General features: G+C 72.0%; 15 protein-coding genes. 9 read left to right on the top strand and 6 right to left on the bottom strand.

The genetic code is table 11. From position 1 onward, the window contains the following. Positions 1–2: 2 nt before the first annotated feature. Both Dsi01nite_RS30245 and Dsi01nite_RS30240 read left to right on the top strand, forming a co-directional pair. Complete coding sequence (locus Dsi01nite_RS30245; protein WP_203849702.1) at positions 3–1,220, top strand: MFS transporter; 1,218 nt, start codon at positions 3–5, stop codon at positions 1,218–1,220. 485 nt (positions 1,221–1,705) lie between these two features. Next, on the top strand, positions 1,706–3,835 hold the full coding sequence (locus Dsi01nite_RS30240; RefSeq protein WP_203849701.1) for an SNIPE associated domain-containing protein: 2,130 nt from the start codon (positions 1,706–1,708) through the stop codon (positions 3,833–3,835). Here the strand turns inward: Dsi01nite_RS30240 and Dsi01nite_RS30235 are convergent. Continuing rightward, positions 3,832–4,548 carry an ISAs1 family transposase gene (locus Dsi01nite_RS30235; RefSeq protein ID WP_239136290.1) on the bottom strand — a complete coding sequence of 239 codons (717 nt, stop codon included), beginning with the start codon at positions 4,546–4,548 and terminating at the stop codon, positions 3,832–3,834. The two genes, Dsi01nite_RS30240 and Dsi01nite_RS30235, sit on opposite strands and share 4 nt — an antisense overlap. After that, a complete protein-coding gene (locus tag Dsi01nite_RS57595; protein ID WP_239136288.1) occupies positions 4,437–5,003 on the bottom strand; it encodes a transposase family protein in 567 nt (188 codons plus the stop codon). The genes Dsi01nite_RS30235 and Dsi01nite_RS57595 overlap by 112 nt, the downstream gene beginning before the upstream one ends. A 167-nt stretch (positions 5,004–5,170) precedes the next feature. Here Dsi01nite_RS57595 and Dsi01nite_RS30230 point away from each other — a divergent pair, with 167 nt between their 5' ends. Next, positions 5,171–5,740: a hypothetical protein gene (locus tag Dsi01nite_RS30230; protein WP_203849700.1), complete on the top strand. Its 570-nt coding sequence runs from the start codon at positions 5,171–5,173 to the stop codon at positions 5,738–5,740. A 438-nt stretch (positions 5,741–6,178) separates the two neighbouring features. Here the strand turns inward: Dsi01nite_RS30230 and Dsi01nite_RS30225 are convergent, their stop codons facing one another. Further along, positions 6,179–7,177 carry a zinc-dependent alcohol dehydrogenase gene (locus Dsi01nite_RS30225; RefSeq protein ID WP_203849699.1) on the bottom strand — a complete coding sequence of 333 codons (999 nt, stop codon included), beginning with the start codon at positions 7,175–7,177 and terminating at the stop codon, positions 6,179–6,181. Between the two features lie 174 nt (positions 7,178–7,351). On the opposite strand from Dsi01nite_RS30225, the gene Dsi01nite_RS30220 reads away from it, so the two are divergent. Beyond that, on the top strand, positions 7,352–8,395 hold the full coding sequence (locus Dsi01nite_RS30220; RefSeq protein WP_203849698.1) for a LacI family DNA-binding transcriptional regulator: 1,044 nt from the start codon (positions 7,352–7,354) through the stop codon (positions 8,393–8,395). Between the two features lie 13 nt (positions 8,396–8,408). Here Dsi01nite_RS30220 and Dsi01nite_RS30215 read toward each other — a convergent pair whose 3' ends face one another. Further along, positions 8,409–9,719: a glycoside hydrolase family 140 protein gene (locus Dsi01nite_RS30215; RefSeq protein WP_203849697.1), complete on the bottom strand. Its 1,311-nt coding sequence runs from the start codon at positions 9,717–9,719 to the stop codon at positions 8,409–8,411. Between the two features lie 228 nt (positions 9,720–9,947). Here Dsi01nite_RS30215 and Dsi01nite_RS30210 point away from each other — a divergent pair, with 228 nt between their 5' ends. Both Dsi01nite_RS30210 and Dsi01nite_RS30205 read left to right on the top strand, forming a co-directional pair. Continuing rightward, the gene (locus Dsi01nite_RS30210) at positions 9,948–11,000 is read left to right on the top strand and encodes a LacI family DNA-binding transcriptional regulator (protein WP_203849696.1); all 1,053 of its coding nucleotides are present in this window, start codon (positions 9,948–9,950) and stop codon (positions 10,998–11,000) included. A 68-nt stretch (positions 11,001–11,068) separates the two neighbouring features. After that, positions 11,069–12,112, top strand: coding sequence for a LacI family DNA-binding transcriptional regulator (locus Dsi01nite_RS30205; RefSeq protein WP_203849695.1), 1,044 nt, complete (start codon positions 11,069–11,071; stop codon positions 12,110–12,112). Positions 12,113–12,150: 38 nt separating this feature from the next. On the opposite strand, the gene Dsi01nite_RS30200 is transcribed toward Dsi01nite_RS30205, so the two are convergent. Next, a complete protein-coding gene (locus Dsi01nite_RS30200) occupies positions 12,151–13,149 on the bottom strand; it encodes a LacI family DNA-binding transcriptional regulator (RefSeq protein WP_203849694.1) in 999 nt (332 codons plus the stop codon). A gap of 84 nt (positions 13,150–13,233) precedes the next feature. Here Dsi01nite_RS30200 and Dsi01nite_RS30195 point away from each other — a divergent pair, with 84 nt between their 5' ends. Genes Dsi01nite_RS30195 through Dsi01nite_RS30185 form a run of 3 tightly spaced genes read left to right on the top strand, consistent with a single transcriptional unit; the run spans position 13,234 to position 16,448 of the window. Further along, positions 13,234–14,574, top strand: a complete 1,341-nt coding sequence (locus Dsi01nite_RS30195) for a GH1 family beta-glucosidase (RefSeq protein ID WP_203849693.1) — start codon at positions 13,234–13,236, stop codon at positions 14,572–14,574. Positions 14,575–14,587: 13 nt separating this feature from the next. Then, entirely contained in the window at positions 14,588–15,553 is a 966-nt protein-coding gene (locus tag Dsi01nite_RS30190) for an NAD-dependent epimerase/dehydratase family protein (RefSeq protein WP_203849692.1), read from the top strand. Between the two features lie 55 nt (positions 15,554–15,608). Continuing rightward, positions 15,609–16,448, top strand: a complete 840-nt coding sequence (locus Dsi01nite_RS30185) for an alpha/beta hydrolase (protein ID WP_203849691.1) — start codon at positions 15,609–15,611, stop codon at positions 16,446–16,448. On the opposite strand, the gene Dsi01nite_RS30180 is transcribed toward Dsi01nite_RS30185, so the two are convergent. Beyond that, entirely contained in the window at positions 16,438–17,592 is a 1,155-nt protein-coding gene (locus Dsi01nite_RS30180; protein ID WP_203849690.1) for an ROK family transcriptional regulator, read from the bottom strand. The two genes, Dsi01nite_RS30185 and Dsi01nite_RS30180, sit on opposite strands and share 11 nt — an antisense overlap. Positions 17,593–17,702: the final 110 nt, after the last annotated feature.

Raw genomic sequence — 17,702 nt, 5'->3', positions numbered from 1 at the left:
CCGTGGTCCGCCTTCTCGCCGATCGCAATGCACGGCTGTATCTGCTGGGCCAGACCCTGTCGACCCTTGGTGACAATGCACTGTGGCTGGCCGTCGCGGTGTGGGTGAAGACCGTGACCGGTAGCAACTCCGCTGCCGCGCTCGTGTTCTTCGCCTTTGCGCTACCCCAGATCATCGCCCCGATCTGGGGCTTCATCGTGGATCGGACCTACCGGCGCCGGCTGCTTGTCGTGGTCAACCTGGCCTCCGCGGCGGTCGTCCTGCTGCTGACATTCGGACACGGTGACGGAGACCAGCTGTGGCTGATCTATCTCGTGATGTTCCTCTATGGCGTCGGAGCAAGCCTGATCAGCGCCGCCCAGACCGCCCTCATGCCGCAGATGCTCCCCGACGAGCTGTTGCCGCAGATGAACGGTGCCCTGCGCACCGTTCAAGAGGGGATACGGCTCATCGCCCCGCTCCTGGGCGCGGGCGCGTTCGCGGCGCTCGGCATGACCCCGATCGTCGTCGTTGACGCGCTGACGTTCCTCTTGGCCGCTCTCCTTACTGGCCTGATTCGGCTGGACGAGGCCGAGTTGGAGCGTGGCGGCCAGAATTTCTGGTCCAACGCCACTGCCGGCATGCGGCACATCATGCATATCACCGCCCTACGGCAGGTGGTCTTCAGCACGGCGGTTGCACTGCTGAGCATCGGCTTTGCCGAGGCGATCATCTTTCCGGTCGTCGAGCACGGGCTCGACCGTCCAGCGGCGTTCATCGGCGTGCTCGTCGCGGTCCAGGGCGCAGGTGCCCTCCTGGGCGGGACCACTGCGGCGACGATGATGAAGCGGCTCGGCGAGCCACGGGCGGTCGGCCTCGGGATGGCGGCCTTCGCCGTTGGCGTCGCGTTGCTCATTCCGCCGAGCCTGCCGGTTGTCGTCGTCGGGATGGCGGTGCTGGGGCTTGGCGTCCCGTGGCTGGTCGTCGGACTGATGACGCTCGTCCAGCGCCGGACACCGGTAGCCGTGCTCGGGCGAGTGGCGACGGCGGTGGAGATGCTCGTCGGCACCCCGCAGGTCATCTCGATCGCCATCGGGGCGGCGCTCGTGGCCATCGTCGACTACCGGATCCTGATCGGCATCATCGTGGCCGTGGTCGCGGCCTGTTCGGCGTACATACTGACCCGCTCCGTGTCGGACGTTCCGGAGCCGGCCGGAAGTGATCGGCTGATGCCGGGGTAGGTAGGCTTCGGCGTCGAGGCCAGCCGCCTGCAGGGCATCCTCGCGTTGGCTCGATGTCGGGGCGCCGCACGCGCCGGATCGCGCCAGATCCGCGCGGGCTCAAGCAACCCGGCAGCCGGATGCGAGCGATGAGAGCTGAGCGTGCCGTCAGTCACGATGGGTCAAACTGCGGTCTCCGCTGCGGAAGCAGGTCCGCGCGAAACGGTCGGCACATTGCCGGTAGTGCGAGTCATCTGCGGTGGTGGTCGGCAGCCGATGGGCCGCGCGGAGCCGGGTCTGATGACGTTACCTGCCGTGTCTGAATCGTCGCACCGTGCTGGTGGCTTGTTTGCCTCGTCGACCGGTCGATCCGGGCGGACGGTAGGTCGGGGGCAACTGCCGAGGTGGTGATCGGCGTTGACTGGGTGACCGGTTCATCGACGTTCCCTGGGTCTTTCGTGTTCCATCGGTGCCAGGATTGGCCGGTGGTTGGTGTGTCGCTACGCATGGGTGAGAACGTCGCACTGCCGCCGGATGTTTGGGCTGTGGGCGACTTGGACGCCGTGGTGGAGTGGTCGGGCGATCCGATGGTCGTGGATCTTTCTGCGATTCTCGTCAACGGCGGCAGGGTCCGTTCTGACGAGGACTTCGTCTTCTACAACCAGCCGGTCTCGGTCGACGGCTCAGTTCGTCATCTGGGTTCGACCTCGGCCGCCTTGGGTGCATCTCGTCAGAGCATTCGGCTGACTCTGTCCACGGTCGCACCTGACGTCACGGGTGTGTTCATCGCGGCCAGCACCGATACCGTGGACATGGCGGCGGTCGGTGGCTTGCGGCTGACTCTGGTCGATACGAGCGGACAGGCCGTCGTTCGGTATGACGTACCCGCCGGTGTGGAACGCGCCGTCGTGGTCAGCGAGATCTACCGCCGCGCCGACGGGTGGAAGGTCCGTGCGGTCGGGCAGGGATGGTCATCGGGTCTGGCCGGGCTGGCGGCCCATTTCGGTATTTCTGTCGCCGACGAATCCGACTCGTCACCGCCGCCTGTGGTAGCGCCTCCAGCGGCGGCGGCGGAACCTCCGCCGGCGAGCCCACCGTTGCCGGCGACGTCACCCACGAACCCTCATCCGGCGACTTCGTCGCCGGTGTCCGGCGCTGCGGTCGAGGTGCCAGCGCGTCCATGGCCCGGCATGCTGTTCCGGCCGCCACCCGGCTGGCCGACACCACCCGCCGGTTGGACACCGACGCCTGGTTGGACGCCCGAGCAGGCATGGCCGGCACCGCCGTCCGGATGGGTCTACTGGACCGATCCGCCGCCTGCTGTTCCGCCGTATCCCGGCGGGCCTGGACGTGTCGATCCACCAGTGGGCGCAGCGCAGCCGTTACGCCAACGCTGGTTCGGCGGCGCCCGCCGCAGCGACCTCCAGGCGGAGAATCAGCAACTACGTGCGCAACTCGCGCAGTTGGGCGCACTCGACCAGGCGCAACGCGAACAGCAGATGCAGCAGGCTCGAGACGAGCTTCGCGCGTTGATCGACCAGGTCATGCAGGCCCGGCGGGAGGTCGAGGAGGCTCGTCACCAACTCGTGGTGACCGACGAGGAGCTGATCCTGCAGGAAGCGGGAATCTACCGCTACCACCATCCCCTGCAGTACGCCGAGCAGTACAAGGACCGGTTGGCGAAGCTCAAAGACCAAATGAAGCTCCTGACCCGCAACCGGCAGGCGGTGCTGGCCGCCACCAGTTGGACGGTCAACGGCTCGGCCCGGCAGGGCATGACGATGGTCCGTGACTTCTCCAAACTGATGCTGCGCGCCTACAACGCCGAGGCCGACAACTGCGTACGCACCGTCCGTCCGCATACCGTCGACTCGGCTGCGCAGCGTCTGGACAAAACTCGTGACACCATCGCCCGGCTCGGCGCCACGATGTTCATCCGCATCGGCGACGCCTACCACGCACTACGCGTGGACGAGATCCGCCTTACCGGCGACTACCTCGCCAAACGCGAGGAGGAGAAGGAACAGGCCCGGGCCGAGCGCGAACGCCAACGCGAGGAGGACGCGGCCCGCCGCGAACTCGAACGCGAGACCCAGCGGCTACGCCGTGAACACGACCACTACGCCACCGCGCTGGCTCGACTTCACGCCGCCGGCGACAGCGCCGCGGTCGCCGAGATGGAAGCCAAGCTCCGCGAGATCGACGAGGCCATCCGCGGGGTGCAGGACCGCGCGGCCAACATCCGCGCCGGCTACGTGTACGTGATCTCGAACATCGGAGCCTTCGGCCCGAACATGATCAAAATTGGAATGACCCGGCGGCTGGAGCCCATGGACCGCGTCCGGGAACTCGGCGACGCATCGGTCCCGTTCCGGTTCGACGTCCATGCCCTGATCTTCAGCCATGACGCCGTCGGCCTGGAGAACCGGCTCCACACCGAGTTCACCACCCAACGTGTCAACCGCGTCAACACCCACCGCGAGTTCTTCTACGCCACACCCGCCGAAGTCCGACAGACGCTGGCCCGCATCGCCGGCCAACACCTCATCGAATACCGCGATCAACCCGAAGCCCTCGAATGGCGAGCCAGCGGACAACACCCAACCCCCACCCCAGGGCCCCGGCAAAGTGCTTAGGTGATCCCGAGTATTGCCAGTGATCGGTTGGGGTTGCGGGCATGGTGGCGGTTGGCGGCGGCGATGTTGGTGGCGCCGGTCAAGCGGAGGGCGCCGATGGCGGCGTTGCGGAGGATGGCCATGACCTGGGGGCCGGTGCCGGTGCGGATCTGGGAGCGGTCTTCGTCGTAGGTGACGTCGCGGACCCAGTGGGTCTGGTTCTCGATCGACCAGTGCCTGCGGGTGTAGTCGGCGAGTTGCCACGGTTTCGCTTGGTGGGCAAGAAGATCGGTGACGGCGTAGAGCGTCTCGGTGGTGAACCGGCGGGGCTGATTGAGGCGTCGCCGACGACGGCGGATCTGTATCGCCTGGGCCGCGCCGGTGAAAGCGATCCCGATGGACACCGAAAGGGTCTTCAGGGTGCGGATCTCGCGGCGGCCGTGACCGCGTGCGGTGTCGCGGTCGGCGACAGGGGCCTGATGCCACGGCAGGTTGGTGAGTTGCTGGTGGAGAGCGGGCTGGTTGCCCTTCGCGGTCAGGATCCAGTGCGCGCCGCGGCCGGCGAGGTAGGTGACGTGCTCGCGCTGGCAGTGCAACGCGTCAGCGGTCACCACGACGCCGGTCAGGTCGCTGATCTGGTCGAGCAGGATGCCGAAGCGGGTGATCTCGTTGGTCTTGGTGTCCACGCCGGTGCTCGCGAGGACGACGCCGCTGTCCTGGTCTGCGGCGGCCAGGACGTGCTGCGTGGCCTGGTCGCGGGTCCGGAACCTCGCAATGTCTTGCCGTCCACGGCGATCGCCCGCCGTGATCCGGGTTCCGGTGCGGGAAGGTGGGCGGCGAGCCAGGCGCCGATCGCCGTGGCGAGCAGGTCGGGGTCGATCGCCTGCAGCAGTCTGCGGATCATCGCTTCCGACGGTCTGCGACCGGTGTCGATGCCCAGCAGTGTCGCGGTATCCTCTGGCAGGTCCGCGACCCACTCGCCGATCGCGGTGTAGGAACGGTGGCCGGCCACGACCGCGCAGATCGCGGCAGTGACCACGACCGTCAGCTGGTGGCGGATACCGCGGCGGGCACGTGGATCCGGCACCGCGGCGAGGGCTGCGGGAAGACCCGTGCTCACGGCCGGTGGGCTCAATCCGGCCGGTGCGGCAGACAACGAGGCGATCAGCGATGACGGGGACGCGGGCATGACTCACTTCGGAAACGATCACCAGGCGTAGGAACCTCGATGATCTGTTGAACCGGTCATGCCCGCCCTGCTGCCGCCCGCAGGGGCGTGTCTTCGCCAATCATCTCAAGCCGGACAGCAGTTACGACTTTGCCAAGACCTGGGATCCTTCCCCTCACAATGAGGCGGTGATCCCACCGCCGCCAGCGCCTGACGCTGTCTTGTTTCGTAGCTCCACGGGCCGGATCCTCGCGTTTTCTGCCGGCGTCGCCGTTCTGGTCGGGCTTTCCGCCGCCGGGGTCTACGTGGGGCTGGCGGCGCTGCTCGGCCGGCCGGTCGATCGCACGGTCGACCTCATCACCCTTCTGCCTGTCTTCATGCCGTTGGTCACCATCGTCAGCGTGTCGCTCGCGCTGCTGATCCGCAGCCCGCCCTGGGTCCGGCTCTCCGCGGCCGGCGTGGAGATCGGTACGCCCCACGCTCGGGCGGTCCTGATTCCGTGGTCGGCCGTGGAGTCGGCGACACTCCGTAGTCGGTCGGTCCTTGCCGGCCTTGACGTTGTCCCGCAATCGACGGCGATAGCGGCGTTGCAGGACGCGGACGGCCAGCTACCCCGGACGCGCACACGCGACGGCCGGCGGAGCTACTTCGTGCAGGTCGGACTCTTCCCGGGCGGCCCAGCCGAGGTGACGGCCGCACTACGCGCCCGAGGCGTCCCAGAGGCCCGCCCGCCCGCACCCGCAGCCGACCTCCGCTGACTCACAACGCCCTAACCGACTCGGCATCACCCGCACGACTTTGCCGGAGCCCTACCCCCACCCCCAGCCGAAACACCTGACCCATCCATAATCGCCGATCTGGCCGCCACCTGTCCCCGATCCGCCGCGACCTGCCGGCCACGGGTCGGCCGTGCACACGAGGCCAGCTCGGAACCACCAACCTGCAATCTTCTCGGCAGCTCAAACACGAGGTCAACACGCGCATCGGTCCAGCTCGACGTAGGCAACGGCAAGGTCGAGCCGTGCAGGTTGGTCTCTGGCCGAGGGCACCACCGTTCTTGCAGTTCAGAGGCCAGTTTCTGGATTTCCTAGCCCGGCGTCGCGGCCGGACCTGATCATCGGCGGCGACGCCGGCACCGCGGTGACGCTGCCGCCCGGCGGGGTCCGGGTGCTCGGCGCCGCGGACTAAGACGCCGATCAGGACCAGTCGAAGGCGATGCCCATGGCCGCTGGGTCGCGGCGGCTGACCAGCTCGTACGCCTCGCCGGCGCGGTGCGCCGGGAAGCGGTGGCTGACCAGTTCCGCGACCCGCAGGTCGCCGCGGGCCAGGTACCGGAAGAAGAGCTCGCCCATCCGCGGGTTGTTCCACGGCGCGTGCGCCGACGCGGGGTGCTCGCCGTGCATGTCGTGGGCGCCGACGATGGTCAGACCTTCGACGATGACGTGTTTGCTGAGGTGCTGCGCCGACGGGCTGCCGGTGTCGCCGAGCAGGACGAGGCGGCCGAAGCGGTCCAGGGCGCCGAGTGCCTGACCCAGCACCGGGGCCGCCCCGGTGACGTCGTAGAGGACGTCGACGCCGCCGCAGTGCTCGCGGATCGCCTCGACGGCCTCCGTGACGCCCATGGCGAGACCCACCGTGGCGCCGCCCGCCCGCGCCAGCTCGACCCGGTGGACGATCGGGTCGACGGCGATCACCTCGGCGGCGCCGGCCGCCCGCACATAGCGCACGACGAGCTGACCGACCGGGCCGAGCCCCACCACGGCGACCCGGTCGCCCAGCCGGTGGGCGGCCCGCCGCACCCCGACCTGGGCGATCGTCGCCAGGTGGAACCAGCTGGCGGCCAGATCGTCGACCTCGTCGGGGATGGGGTAGACGTCGTCGTCGGCGGTCACGACGACCCGGCCCCGGTGCGGTTTGCGGACGGCGACCCGGTCACCGAGCGACACCCGGGTCGTCCCCGGTCCCAGCTCCGCCACCACGCCGACGAGGCTGTAGCCCGGGGCGAACGGGTAGCGCACCCACTCGTCCCAGTGCGTGCCCGCCTCGAAGCGGCGCCCGAGGCAGATCCCCTCGGTGCCGGAACTGATGAGCGAGACGGTGCTCGCCACGGTGAACTCGCCGGGGCCGGGTGGAACGTCGGTCTCCTGGCGGACCTCCACCCGGTCGACACCGGTGAAGGCGATGGCGGTGGTCATGCGGCAGCTCCCGATTGAACGTTCAATACGTGTACGCGTTGGCCGGAGCAGCGTAATTCCAGGCAGATTCCATGCTGGCGGACGACTGAACAATCTGAAACCGAGCGTTGACGCCGTCGAATGGCCGCCCTATCGTTTGAAATCCATAATGAAGTTCAGTGACGAGGAGGGTACGTGCGCTCCTCGGGCCGTCCGACCCTGCAGGACGTTGCGACGCTGGCCGGTGTCTCGATCGGCACTGCCTCCAGCGTCTTCTCGCGGCGGCAGCCGGTCGCCGCCCGGACCCGCGAAGCGGTGCTCGGCGCGGCCGCCCAGCTCGGCTACCGCCCCCGGCCGCGGTTCGGCGCTCCCGACGTGCCCGGGCTGCAGACCGTCGGGCTGCTGGCCCGGCCCATCCACTACCCGGGCCCCACCAACCCCTACTACTCGGTGGTCCTGCAGGGTGCCCAGCGGGCCGCGGCGGACCTCGGGCTCACCATGACCTACGAGGCGCTACCGGTGGACGGTGCCGGTGCCGCCCTGCCGCTGGTGGTCCGGCGCCGGGCCGCGCAGGGCCTGCTCATCCTCGGCTGGGTCCACCCCCGGCTGCTGGAGCGCATCGTCGCCACCGGGATCCCGTGCGTTCTGGTCGACCACACGGCGGAGGGGTTGCCGGTCGACAGCGTGCGCGCCGACGACGCGCGCGGCGCCGCCCTGGCCACGAAGCACATGATCCGGCTCGGCCACCGGGACCCGCCGCCCGCCCTCATCACCGGACCGACCGATCTGCTGCCGATCGCCGACCGGTACGCCGGCTACCGGGCCGCGCTGCACGCCAGCGGCGTCACGCTCGACCCGCGGTACGTGCGCCGGGCACCGGACGCCGAGCCGTACGGTGGCCGGCTGGCGATGCACCAGCTGCTCGACCTGCCCCGCCCGCCGACGGCGGTCTTCTGCTGGAGCGACACCGCGGCCATCGGCGCGCTGCAGTCGATGCGCGAGCGGCAGATCGCGGTGCCGCGCCAGTGCTCGGTGTTCGGCTTCGACGACATCGACCTGGCCGGTCACACCAGCCCGGCGCTGACCACGGTCCGGGTCGACAAGCGGCTCCTCGGCGCGCAGGGCATCTGGCACCTCGTGCAGCGCATCCGCGAACCGCAGCTGCCGCCGCGGCTCACCTACGTCGACGTGCAGCTCGCCCTGCGCGAGTCCGTCGCCCCGCCGCCGGCCCGCGGCTGAGGTGGACCCGCCGTCACCGGCGGCGCAGCAGGTGCAGCAGGTCGGTCCCGGACGGCTCCGGGTCCAGGACGAGTCGCCGCGACGGGTCGATGCCGCGCCGGGCCGCGACCGGGCGGCGACGGCTCAGGTCGATGGTGAGCACCGAGTGATCGGCGACGGCATCGGGCAGCAGCACCGGCAGGTTCGGCGGGGCGTAGACCGCCACCGTCGCGAGGCCGGCGGTGGCGGCGGCCCGGACCCGGGGCTGTCCGCCGACCAGCAGCTCCTGGCAGGGCCGCAGATCGAACAGGTCGTGCAGCTCGACGAGTTGCCGGACGAGGGCGGCGTCGTGGGCGCCGTCGAGGTGCATGGCCTGGCCGATGGGGTAGGGCAGGCGGGAGAACGCCACGTTGCCGAAGGTGTCGCCCTGGCGGTGCCAGGACCAGACCCCGTGCGCGCCGTACCCGACCCCGGCGGTGGCGCCGCCGAGCACCGACGACCAGATCGCGGCGCGCACGGCACCACGGCCGTGCCGGCCCACGCCGTCGACCCGCCCGTGCGCCTCGTAGCAGGGCTCGAGGTTGAGCACCGGCCGCGCCGGCAGCCGGCGCAGGAGTTCGCCGGCCAGGTCCGGGCAGCGCCCGAGGTGCTCGACGTCGTGGCCCGACTGGTAGCCGAGCAGGTCGAGCTGGTGGGTGAGCGCCGGCGGGGGCAGCAGCCCGGTCGCCGGGTGTGCGGTGACCAGGCCGGTGGGGACGTGCGCGCGGACCTCGTCGAGGACCTGTTGATAGCGGGCCGTCTGGGCGGTGTCGGCGTACGCCTCGTCGCCGCTGATCGAGTAGATGACGTCGAGCCCGGCGAAGGCCGCGAGCGCGCGCCGGACGTACGCGCGGGTCTGCTCGGCGTCCATCGGTGCGTGCGGGGTGAGCTCGGCTCCCCAGGTGCCGGGCACGTAGTTGTTCCAGACCAGGGCGAGCACCGGGGTGATGCCGTGCTCGAGCGCGGCCTCGACCATCCGCCGGGCCCGTTGCAGGTACCCGGGGTCCGGTTCGGTCGAGCGGCGCCGCCCAGCGGTGTCGACCGGGAACGGGTGGCGGTCCGCCGGCCCGACGGACTGGTCGTGCGGGATCGGCAGCACGCTGATCAGCACGGCGTTGAACCCCTGGTCGCGGCGCAGGGCCAGATAGCCGGACCACTCGTCGGGTTCGGCGCGCACGAAGGCGGCCCAGGCGGTGTCGGCGAGCAGGAACGTCCGCCGGCCGTCGCGCAACAGCCGGTGGCCGACGCGGGTGAAGACGCCGGGACGGATGGCGGACGCGGGGTCGGCAACGGCGGGTCGGGTCAACGGTGGCTCCTGACGGATGGCTGGTGGGGGAGCGGACCGCGGCCACCCTGACACGTTCAACCCCGACCGGCGACGATCGAGTTGAAGGTTCAGGTTCCCGACCCGCCGTCGGGGACCGCTTCACCTGGAAATATCCGCGGCCGGATCAGGCAGCCGTTGCGCCGCTCGGCCGGGTCGGCGTACCGTCCCGATTGAACGAAATTTGAAAGTTCATTCTGGAGGCGCGCGATGCGTGGCGGTGGCCGACCGACGCTGCAGGAGGTCGCGACGCTGGCCGGGGTCTCCATGGGGACCGCGTCGAGCACGTTCACCCGCCGCCAGCCGGTGGCCCGGCAGACCCGCGACGCCGTGCTGAAGGCCGCCGACGCCCTCGGCTACCGCCCCCGCGGCCGTGCGGTGCCGCTCGGCCGGCCGGTGACCGCGCTCGCCCTGCTGACCGACCCGCCGACCAGCTCGCCGGACCCGCTGCACGTCGGTGCCCATCAGGCGGCGACGGAGCTGGGCGCGGCCCTCACCGTCGTTCCGGTCGGCGACGCCGTCGTGCGGTGGGCCGTGCCACGCGACCGGCCGCAGGGCGCGCTCCTCGTCGGCGCCCCTGACCCGCGACTGGTCCGTCACCTGCGCGAGGCCGGTGTGCCGTGCGTGGTGATCCAGCCCGGCGGCATCGACCAGCCGGCGGACGCCGTGCGCCCGCACGACCGGCGCGCCGCCTTCCTCGCCACCGACCACCTGCTGCGGCTCGGCCACCGGATCCCGCCGCCCGCCCTGGTGATCGGCCGGGACGGCGCCGCCGCCGACCAGCTCGCCGGGCACCGCGCGGCGCTGCGGCACCACCAGCGCAGCGGTCACGCCGACTACCTGCGGCTGCCGGCCGGGAGCGCGACGGCCGACGGCCGCGCCGCCGCCGACGCGCTGTTCGACCTGGTCCGGCCACCCACCGCCGTGGTGTGCGGCAGCGTCGCACTGGCGCGCGGCGTCCTGGCCGCACTCGCCGAGCGTGGCATCGCCGTTCCCGGCGCCGTCTCGGTGGTCGCGCTCGACGGTCTCACCAGCTCATCTCCCGACCCGCTGGACCGCATCGGCGCGCCCGATCCGGCGCCGCTGACGGTCGTGGGCGCGGACCGGCTGCTGCTCGGCGCCGAAGGGATCCGGCACCTGGCGCAGCGCGTCCGCCAGCCCGACCTGCCCCGGCGGGTCACGCTCGTCGATGTCTCGCTGCGCGCCGCCGCCGCGACCACCCGTGCCACCGGCGGCGGGCAGGTCGCTCAGCGCCGGGGTTGACGGCGCCAGGGTCGGATCTCGGCAGTTCGATAAGGTTGGCACTCGATGAACGACGATGGGGGGCAGCGGTGACCGAGGCACAAGGACGGTCGACGCTGCGGGAGGTGGCGGAGCGCGCGGGCGTCTCGATCGGCACGGCTTCGGCGGTCCTGTCCGACAAGACCTGGGTCTCGGCGAAGGCCCGCGCGGCGGTCCGCTCGGCCGTCGACGAGCTGGGCTACCGGCCGCGCAGCAGCCGTCCCGTGACCGCCGCCGCCGCGCCCGGTGTCAGCAGCATCGGCTTCGTCTCGCAGATCAGTGAGATGTTCGTCCCCACCAGCCCGTACTTCGCCTCGGTGCTGTTCGGCGCGCAGCAGGCCTGCGCCCGGTTCAACATCTCCACCAACTACGAGGTGTTCGACCCGGCCGCCGGCGGGCTCCCGCTCTCGGTGCAGCGCCGGCAGGTCGGCGGGCTGCTCGTGCTCAGCCACGCCAGCGACCGGGCGTTCCTGCGCCGCATCATCGACACCGGCATGCCGTGCGTCCTGCTCGAGCACGAGGTGACCGACCTGCCGGTCGACTACGTGCGCCACGACGACGAGGCCGGGGCATACCAGGCCACCACGCACCTGCTCGACCTCGGCCACACCGATCCGGCGCCGGCGATCATCACCGGTCGGGCCGAGGTGCTGCCTGCCCAGGTCCGGCTCGCCGGCTACCGCCGCGCGCTGGCCGAACGCGGGCTGACCGAGCGCCCCGAGCACGTGCGGCGGAGCAACTTCGACACCCGCACCGGGGCGGCCGCGATGGCGGAGCTGCTCGACCTGCGACAGCCGCCGACGGCGGTCTTCTGCGCCAACGACGAGTCGGCGCTGGGCGCCCTGGAGGCCGTGCGGGCGCGGGGGCTGCGGGTCCCGGAGGACATCAGCCTGATCGGCTACGACGACATCGCCATGGCCGCGCACACGGTGCCGCCGCTCACCACGGTGGCCGCCGACAAGGAGCTGCTCGGGGCGCAGGCCGTCTGGCATCTGCTGGAGCGCATCCAGCAGCCCAGGCTGAGCAGCCGCGACACCAGCCTCGCGGTGCGGCTGGTCCACCGCGCCTCGACCGCCGCCCCGCCGACGCGCTGATCGACCGCCGACGCGCTGATCGCCGGGCCGCGGGAACGTCAGCGCGGCGGGCCCGAGCTCTCCCGGACCACCAGCGAGGTCGACAGCTCCACGCGGTGCGTGTCCAGTGCTGTCCCCTCCACCTGCCGGGCCAGCATCCGCACCGCAGCGGCGGCCATGGCCTCCAGTGGCTGCCGGACCGTCGTGAGGGCCGGGCTCAGCCAACGGGCGACGGGAATGTCGTCGAAGCCGACGAGGCTGAGGTCCTGCGGCACCCGCAGGCCCCGGTCCAACGCCGCCCGTAGCGCGCCGACGGCCTGCTCGTCGTTGCCGCAGAAGATCGCCGTCGGGGGCTCGGCCAGATCCAGCAGCGTGTGGGTGTGCTCCAGCCCGCCGGGCTCGCTGAACGTGCCGTACCGGATCAGGCGCTCGTCGGCCGGCAGGCCGGCGCCGCCGAGCGCGGCCCGGTAGCCCTCGACCCGGGCCCGGGTCGACCAGAACTCCCGGGGGCCGCCGATCATTCCGATCCGCCGGTGCCCCAGCCCGATCAGGTGCTCGGTGGCGACGAGCCCGCCCTCCCAGTTGGTCACCCCCACCGACGGCAGCGTGTCGGTGGGCCCGCCGAGCGGATCCAGCAGGACCACCGGGACCCCGCAGCCGATGAGCCGGTCGCGGTCGGCTGGGCGGACCGGGTCGACGACCGCGACCAGTCCGTCGGTGCCCCGGCGCAGCATCGCCTCCAGCCAGTCGCCGCGGGCGACGCGGGCGCGCTCGGTGGAGACCACGACGCTGAGCTCCGCCTGCGCGGCGGCGTCCACGGTGGCGCGCACGATCGCGTCCGCCCAGGGGCTGTGCACATCGCTGAGCAGCAGGTCGATCAGGCCGCCGGCCCGGGACCGCTGCACGGCGTAACCGTGCCGGGCCAGGGCGGCCTCGACCCGGACCCGGGTCGCCTCGGCCACGTCGAACCTGCCGTTGAGCACCTTGGAGACGGTGGGCGCGGAGACGCCGACCTCGGCGGCGATGGCCGCCAGCGGCAGACGGGTGGATCGCGACATCCGTGCCTCCATTGACCGACAGATTGCCAGAACCGTACCCTGAGCACCGATCGAAAGACTTTCGATCGGTACGAGGGAGGGTGCATGTTCCGGTTCCCGGAGGGTTTCGTCTGGGGCACCGCCACGGCGGCCTACCAGATCGAGGGCGCGGCCCGCGACGACGGCCGCACACCATCCATCTGGGACACGTTCGCCGCGACCCCGGGCGCGGTCCGCAACGGTGACACCGGCGAGATCGCCTGCGACCACTACCACCGGCTGGACCCCGACCTGGACCTCATCGCGCGGCTCGGGGTGGGCGCCTACCGGTTCTCGATCTCCTGGCCCCGGATCGTGCCGGAGCCCGGGCAGGTCAACCAGAAGGGGCTCGACTTCTACCGCCGCCTCGTCGACGGGCTGCACGAGCGCGGCGTCACCCCCTACGCCACGCTCTACCACTGGGACCTCCCGCAGTACCTGGAGGACGAGGGCGGTTGGGTCGAGCGGGCGACCGCGGAGCGCTTCGCCGAGTACGCCGACATCGTGCACGAGGCCCTCGCCGACGGTGTCGCCCACTACACCACGCTCAACGAGCCGTGGGTCTCGGCCTGGCTGGGCTACGGCTACGGCTGGCATGCCCCGGGCCGGGCCGAGCCGGCCGCCGCACTCGCCGCCACCCATCACCTGCTGCTCGGCCACGGCCTCGCGGCCGAGGCGATCCGCCGCCGCGATCCGTCGGCCCAGGTCGGCATCACCCTCAACCTCGCCCCGGTCGGCCCGGCCACCGCCGACCCCGCCGACCAGGCCGCCGCGGACCGGATGGACGGGCAGCTCAACCGCCTGTTCCTGGACCCGGTGCTGCGCGGCGCCTACCCGGCCGACGTCGTCGAGCTCTACCGTCCGGTCAGCGACTTCGCCTTCGTGCAGGACGGCGACCTGGCGACGATCGCCGCCCCGCTGGACTTCCTCGGCGTCAACTACTACCGCCCCAACCTGGCCGCCGCCGAGCCCCCCGGCGCGGATCCCGTCGCCGCCGGCCTGCGCCTGCCGCCGGGCGTCCCGGTCACCGCGATGGACTGGCCGATCCAGCCGGACGGGCTCACCGAGCTGCTGCTGCGGCTGCGGCGCGAGTACGGTCCGGTCCCGCTGTACATCACCGAGAACGGCGCCGCCTTCCACGACTACCTCGACCCGGCCGGCCGGGTCGAGGACCCGGAGCGGATCGCCTACCTCGACGCCCACCTGCGGGCCGCGCACACGGCCATCGGCGAGGGCGTCGACCTGCGGGGCTACTTCGTCTGGTCGTTCCTGGACAACTTCGAGTGGGCCGAGGGGTACAGCAAGCGGTTCGGCCTCATCTATGTCGAGTACGGCTCCCAGCGGCGGGTGCCGAAAGCCAGCGCCGGCTGGTACCGCGACGTGATCAGGGCCAACGGGCCGGCCTGAGGTGGCACTGCGGGTGCTGTTCATCGGGGGCAGCGGCGTGATCAGCTCGGCCTGCGCCGACGTGGCGGTGCGGGCCGGGCACGACCTGACCGTGCTCAACCGGGGTGTCACGAGCCGCCCGCTGCCGGCCGGGGTCACGACGCTGCGGGCCGACCACCGCGACCCGGCCGCGGTCAGGGCGGCGCTGCGAGGCCGCGAATACGACGTCGTGGTCGACTGGATCGCCTTCACCCCGCAGCACGTGCGGGCCGACATCGCGCTCTTCGCCGGCCGGACCGGCCAGTACGTGTTCATCAGCACCACCTCGGTCTACCGGCTGCCGGCCGCCCGGCTCCCGCTGACCGAGTCGAGCCCGCTGGGCACACCCGGCTGGCAGTACGCCCGCGACAAGATCGCCTGCGAGGAGCTGCTGGCCGCCGACGGCTCGCTGCCGGTCACCATCGTGCGGCCCGGGCACACGTACGACCGGACGCTCGTGCCGCTGGTCGGCGGGTGGACGGCCCTGGCCCGGCTGCGCGAGGGGCGGCCGGTCGTGGTCCACGGCGACGGGCTCTCGCTGTGGACGCTCACCCACCACACCGACTTCGCCGCCGGGTTCGTGCCGCTGCTCGGGCACCCGGCGGCGCTGGGCCGGGCGTTCCAGATCGTCTCCGACGAGCTGCTCACCTGGGACGCGATCGTCGGGCACCTCGCCGAAGCCGCCGGTGTCCGGCCGCGGATCGTGCACGTGCCGTCGGACGTCATCGCCGCCGCCGACCCGGAGTGGGGCGCCCTGCTCCTGGACAACCAGGCGCACTCCGCCAGCTACGACACCGCCGCCCTGCGGTCGCTGGTGCCGGCGTTCCGGCCGGACGTCCCGTTCTCCCGGGGCGCCCGTGAGATCGTGGCGTGGTTCGACGCGGATCCCGGCCGCCGGCGCGTCGACCCGCACGTCGACGCGCTCACCGACCTCCTCGTCGCCGGCGCGTCGAGGCGCTGAAGCCCCTATTTGTGTTTCAGTGAAAGTATTAGGGTGATGCCTGGAGGTGGCCGAGGTGACGATCCGCGATCTGGCGCTGGACGGACCGCACGGACCGGTGCCGGTGCGCGAGTACGGCACGGCGGCGTCCGGTGGCGCGCACCTGCTCTGGGTGCACGGCGGCGGGTTCGGCCACGGTGACCTGGACATGCCGGAGTCCGACCGGGTCGCCCGGCGGCTCGCCGAGCACGGTCACCACGTGCTCGCCGTCGACTACCGGCTCGCCGACGGCGCGACGCACTATCCGGTGCCGTCCGACGACGTCCTGACCGCCTGGCAGTGGCTCGGCGAGCGGCCCGGGGTGTCCCGGGCGCACCTCGGCGGTGCCAGCGCGGGCGCCAACCTGGCGGTCGGCGTCACCGTGCGGATCGCGGCCGGGCAGGTGCCCGGCCCCCGGCCCGCCTCGCTGGTGCTGGCGTATCCGACGCTGCACGCCCGGCAGGACCCCCCGGACCCGCAGGTGTGCGCCGCGCTGGAGCTGACCCCGGAGCAGGTGGCCGACGAGCTCACCGGCATCCGGCAGATGTACGAGAACTACCTGGGCGGGCCGGTCGACGCCGCGCCCGCCGCGGTCGTGCCGGCGCCCAGCGACCTCGCCGCGTTGCCGCCGGCCCTGGTGCTCATCAGCGAATACGACATCTTCCGGCCGTCCGCCGAGGCGCTGGTGGCGGCGCGGCGGACGGCGGGCCGGCCGGTGTGGCGGCACCTCGAGCCCGGTGCCCGGCACGGGCACCTCAACACGGCCGAGCCCGATGCCGACCGCTCGATTGCCCGGATCGCGTCGTGGCTGGACGGCAAAGGCGACAGCGACGGCGACGGCTGGAGCGGCGGCGACGGGCCGCCGGTCAGGCCATGACCCGCGCGTAGATGGCGCTGGCCGCCGCGCCCCGGGCCCACTCGTTGAACGCGAAGGGCTGAACGTCGATCGGCGTCTCCGTCGTCTCCCAGGCGCCGGCCCGGTGGAAGGCGCGCAGCATCGCGTGCCCGCCGACCGTGCCCAGCCGGGCGCCCTCGCCCGCGATCAGGATCTTCTGGGGATCGGCGAAGTTGGCGACGCCCGCGATGAGCAGGCCGAGCGCCTCGCCGGCCTGGTCGACGATCGCGCGCAGCGCCGGGTCGCCGCGTTCGGCGCCGCGCAGGATCACGTCCAGTGGAGCCGGTGATCCGGTGGCCCGTTCGGTCGCCGCCTCGATCGCCTGCGCGGACAGCAGCGCGTTGGCGCAGCCGCGGTGGCCGCGCCAGCAGGTGGCGTCGGAGTTGGTGAGCACCTGGTGACCGATGCTGCCGGCCCCGCCGTGCACGCCCTGCACCAGCCGGCCGTGCATCACCAGACCCAGCCCGACACCGGCGCCGACGGTGACGACGGCGAAGCTGTCCAGGCCCCGGCCGGCGCCGAACCAGTGCTGGGCCTGGGTGAGGGCGTTGACGTCGTTGGCGACGACGACCGGGAGGTTGCAGGCGACCTCGACGAGATCGGCGAGCGGCACGTTGCGCCAGCCGAGGAAGTTGGCCTCGCCGACGACCCGCCCGTCCGGTGAGCGGCCCCCCAGGGCGATGCCGACCCCGGTCAGCCCGGCGAACGTCGTGCCGAACCGGGCCACCTCGGTGGCGATCTCGGCCGCGACGACGGCGGGGTCGTTGCCGTTCAGGGAGCGTTCGCTCTCGGCCAGGACCTCGCCGCGCAGGTCCGTGACGACCGCGTAGAGCGCGCCGCCGGTCAGCTTGATGCCGATGAAGTGCTCGGAGCTGACGTCGATGTCCAGCGGCTGCAACGGCCGGCCGACCGACTGGTGGCGCGCCACCCCTTCGATGAGCCGGCCGGACGCGATCAGCGGTCGCGTCAGCCGGGTCAGGCTCGGGCCGGACAGGCCCAGCCGGCGGGCCAGCTCGACGCGCGGCAAGGGCCCGTTGATCAGGATTTCGAGAAGGACCCGCCCGGCACTCTCCGGCAGATCCCCGGCGGCGGGTGTCACGCCGAGCGGCGTGGCTTGGTCGGTCATGGACGCATCCTAGGTTCGCGACGCGCTGGCTGGGAGTAGGCGCAGCGGCTTGACACCAATAAATTCTACTGTGAAACTAAATCGGAGTTCGAGCCAGGGTCCCCGCCCCG

The sequence above is a fragment of the Dactylosporangium siamense genome (genome assembly GCF_016862795.1).
Taxonomy (GTDB): Bacteria; Actinomycetota; Actinomycetes; order Mycobacteriales; family Micromonosporaceae; genus Dactylosporangium; species Dactylosporangium siamense.
Note: the sequence above shows the minus strand (reverse complement) of the source record. Positions and strands in the feature narration are given on the sequence as shown.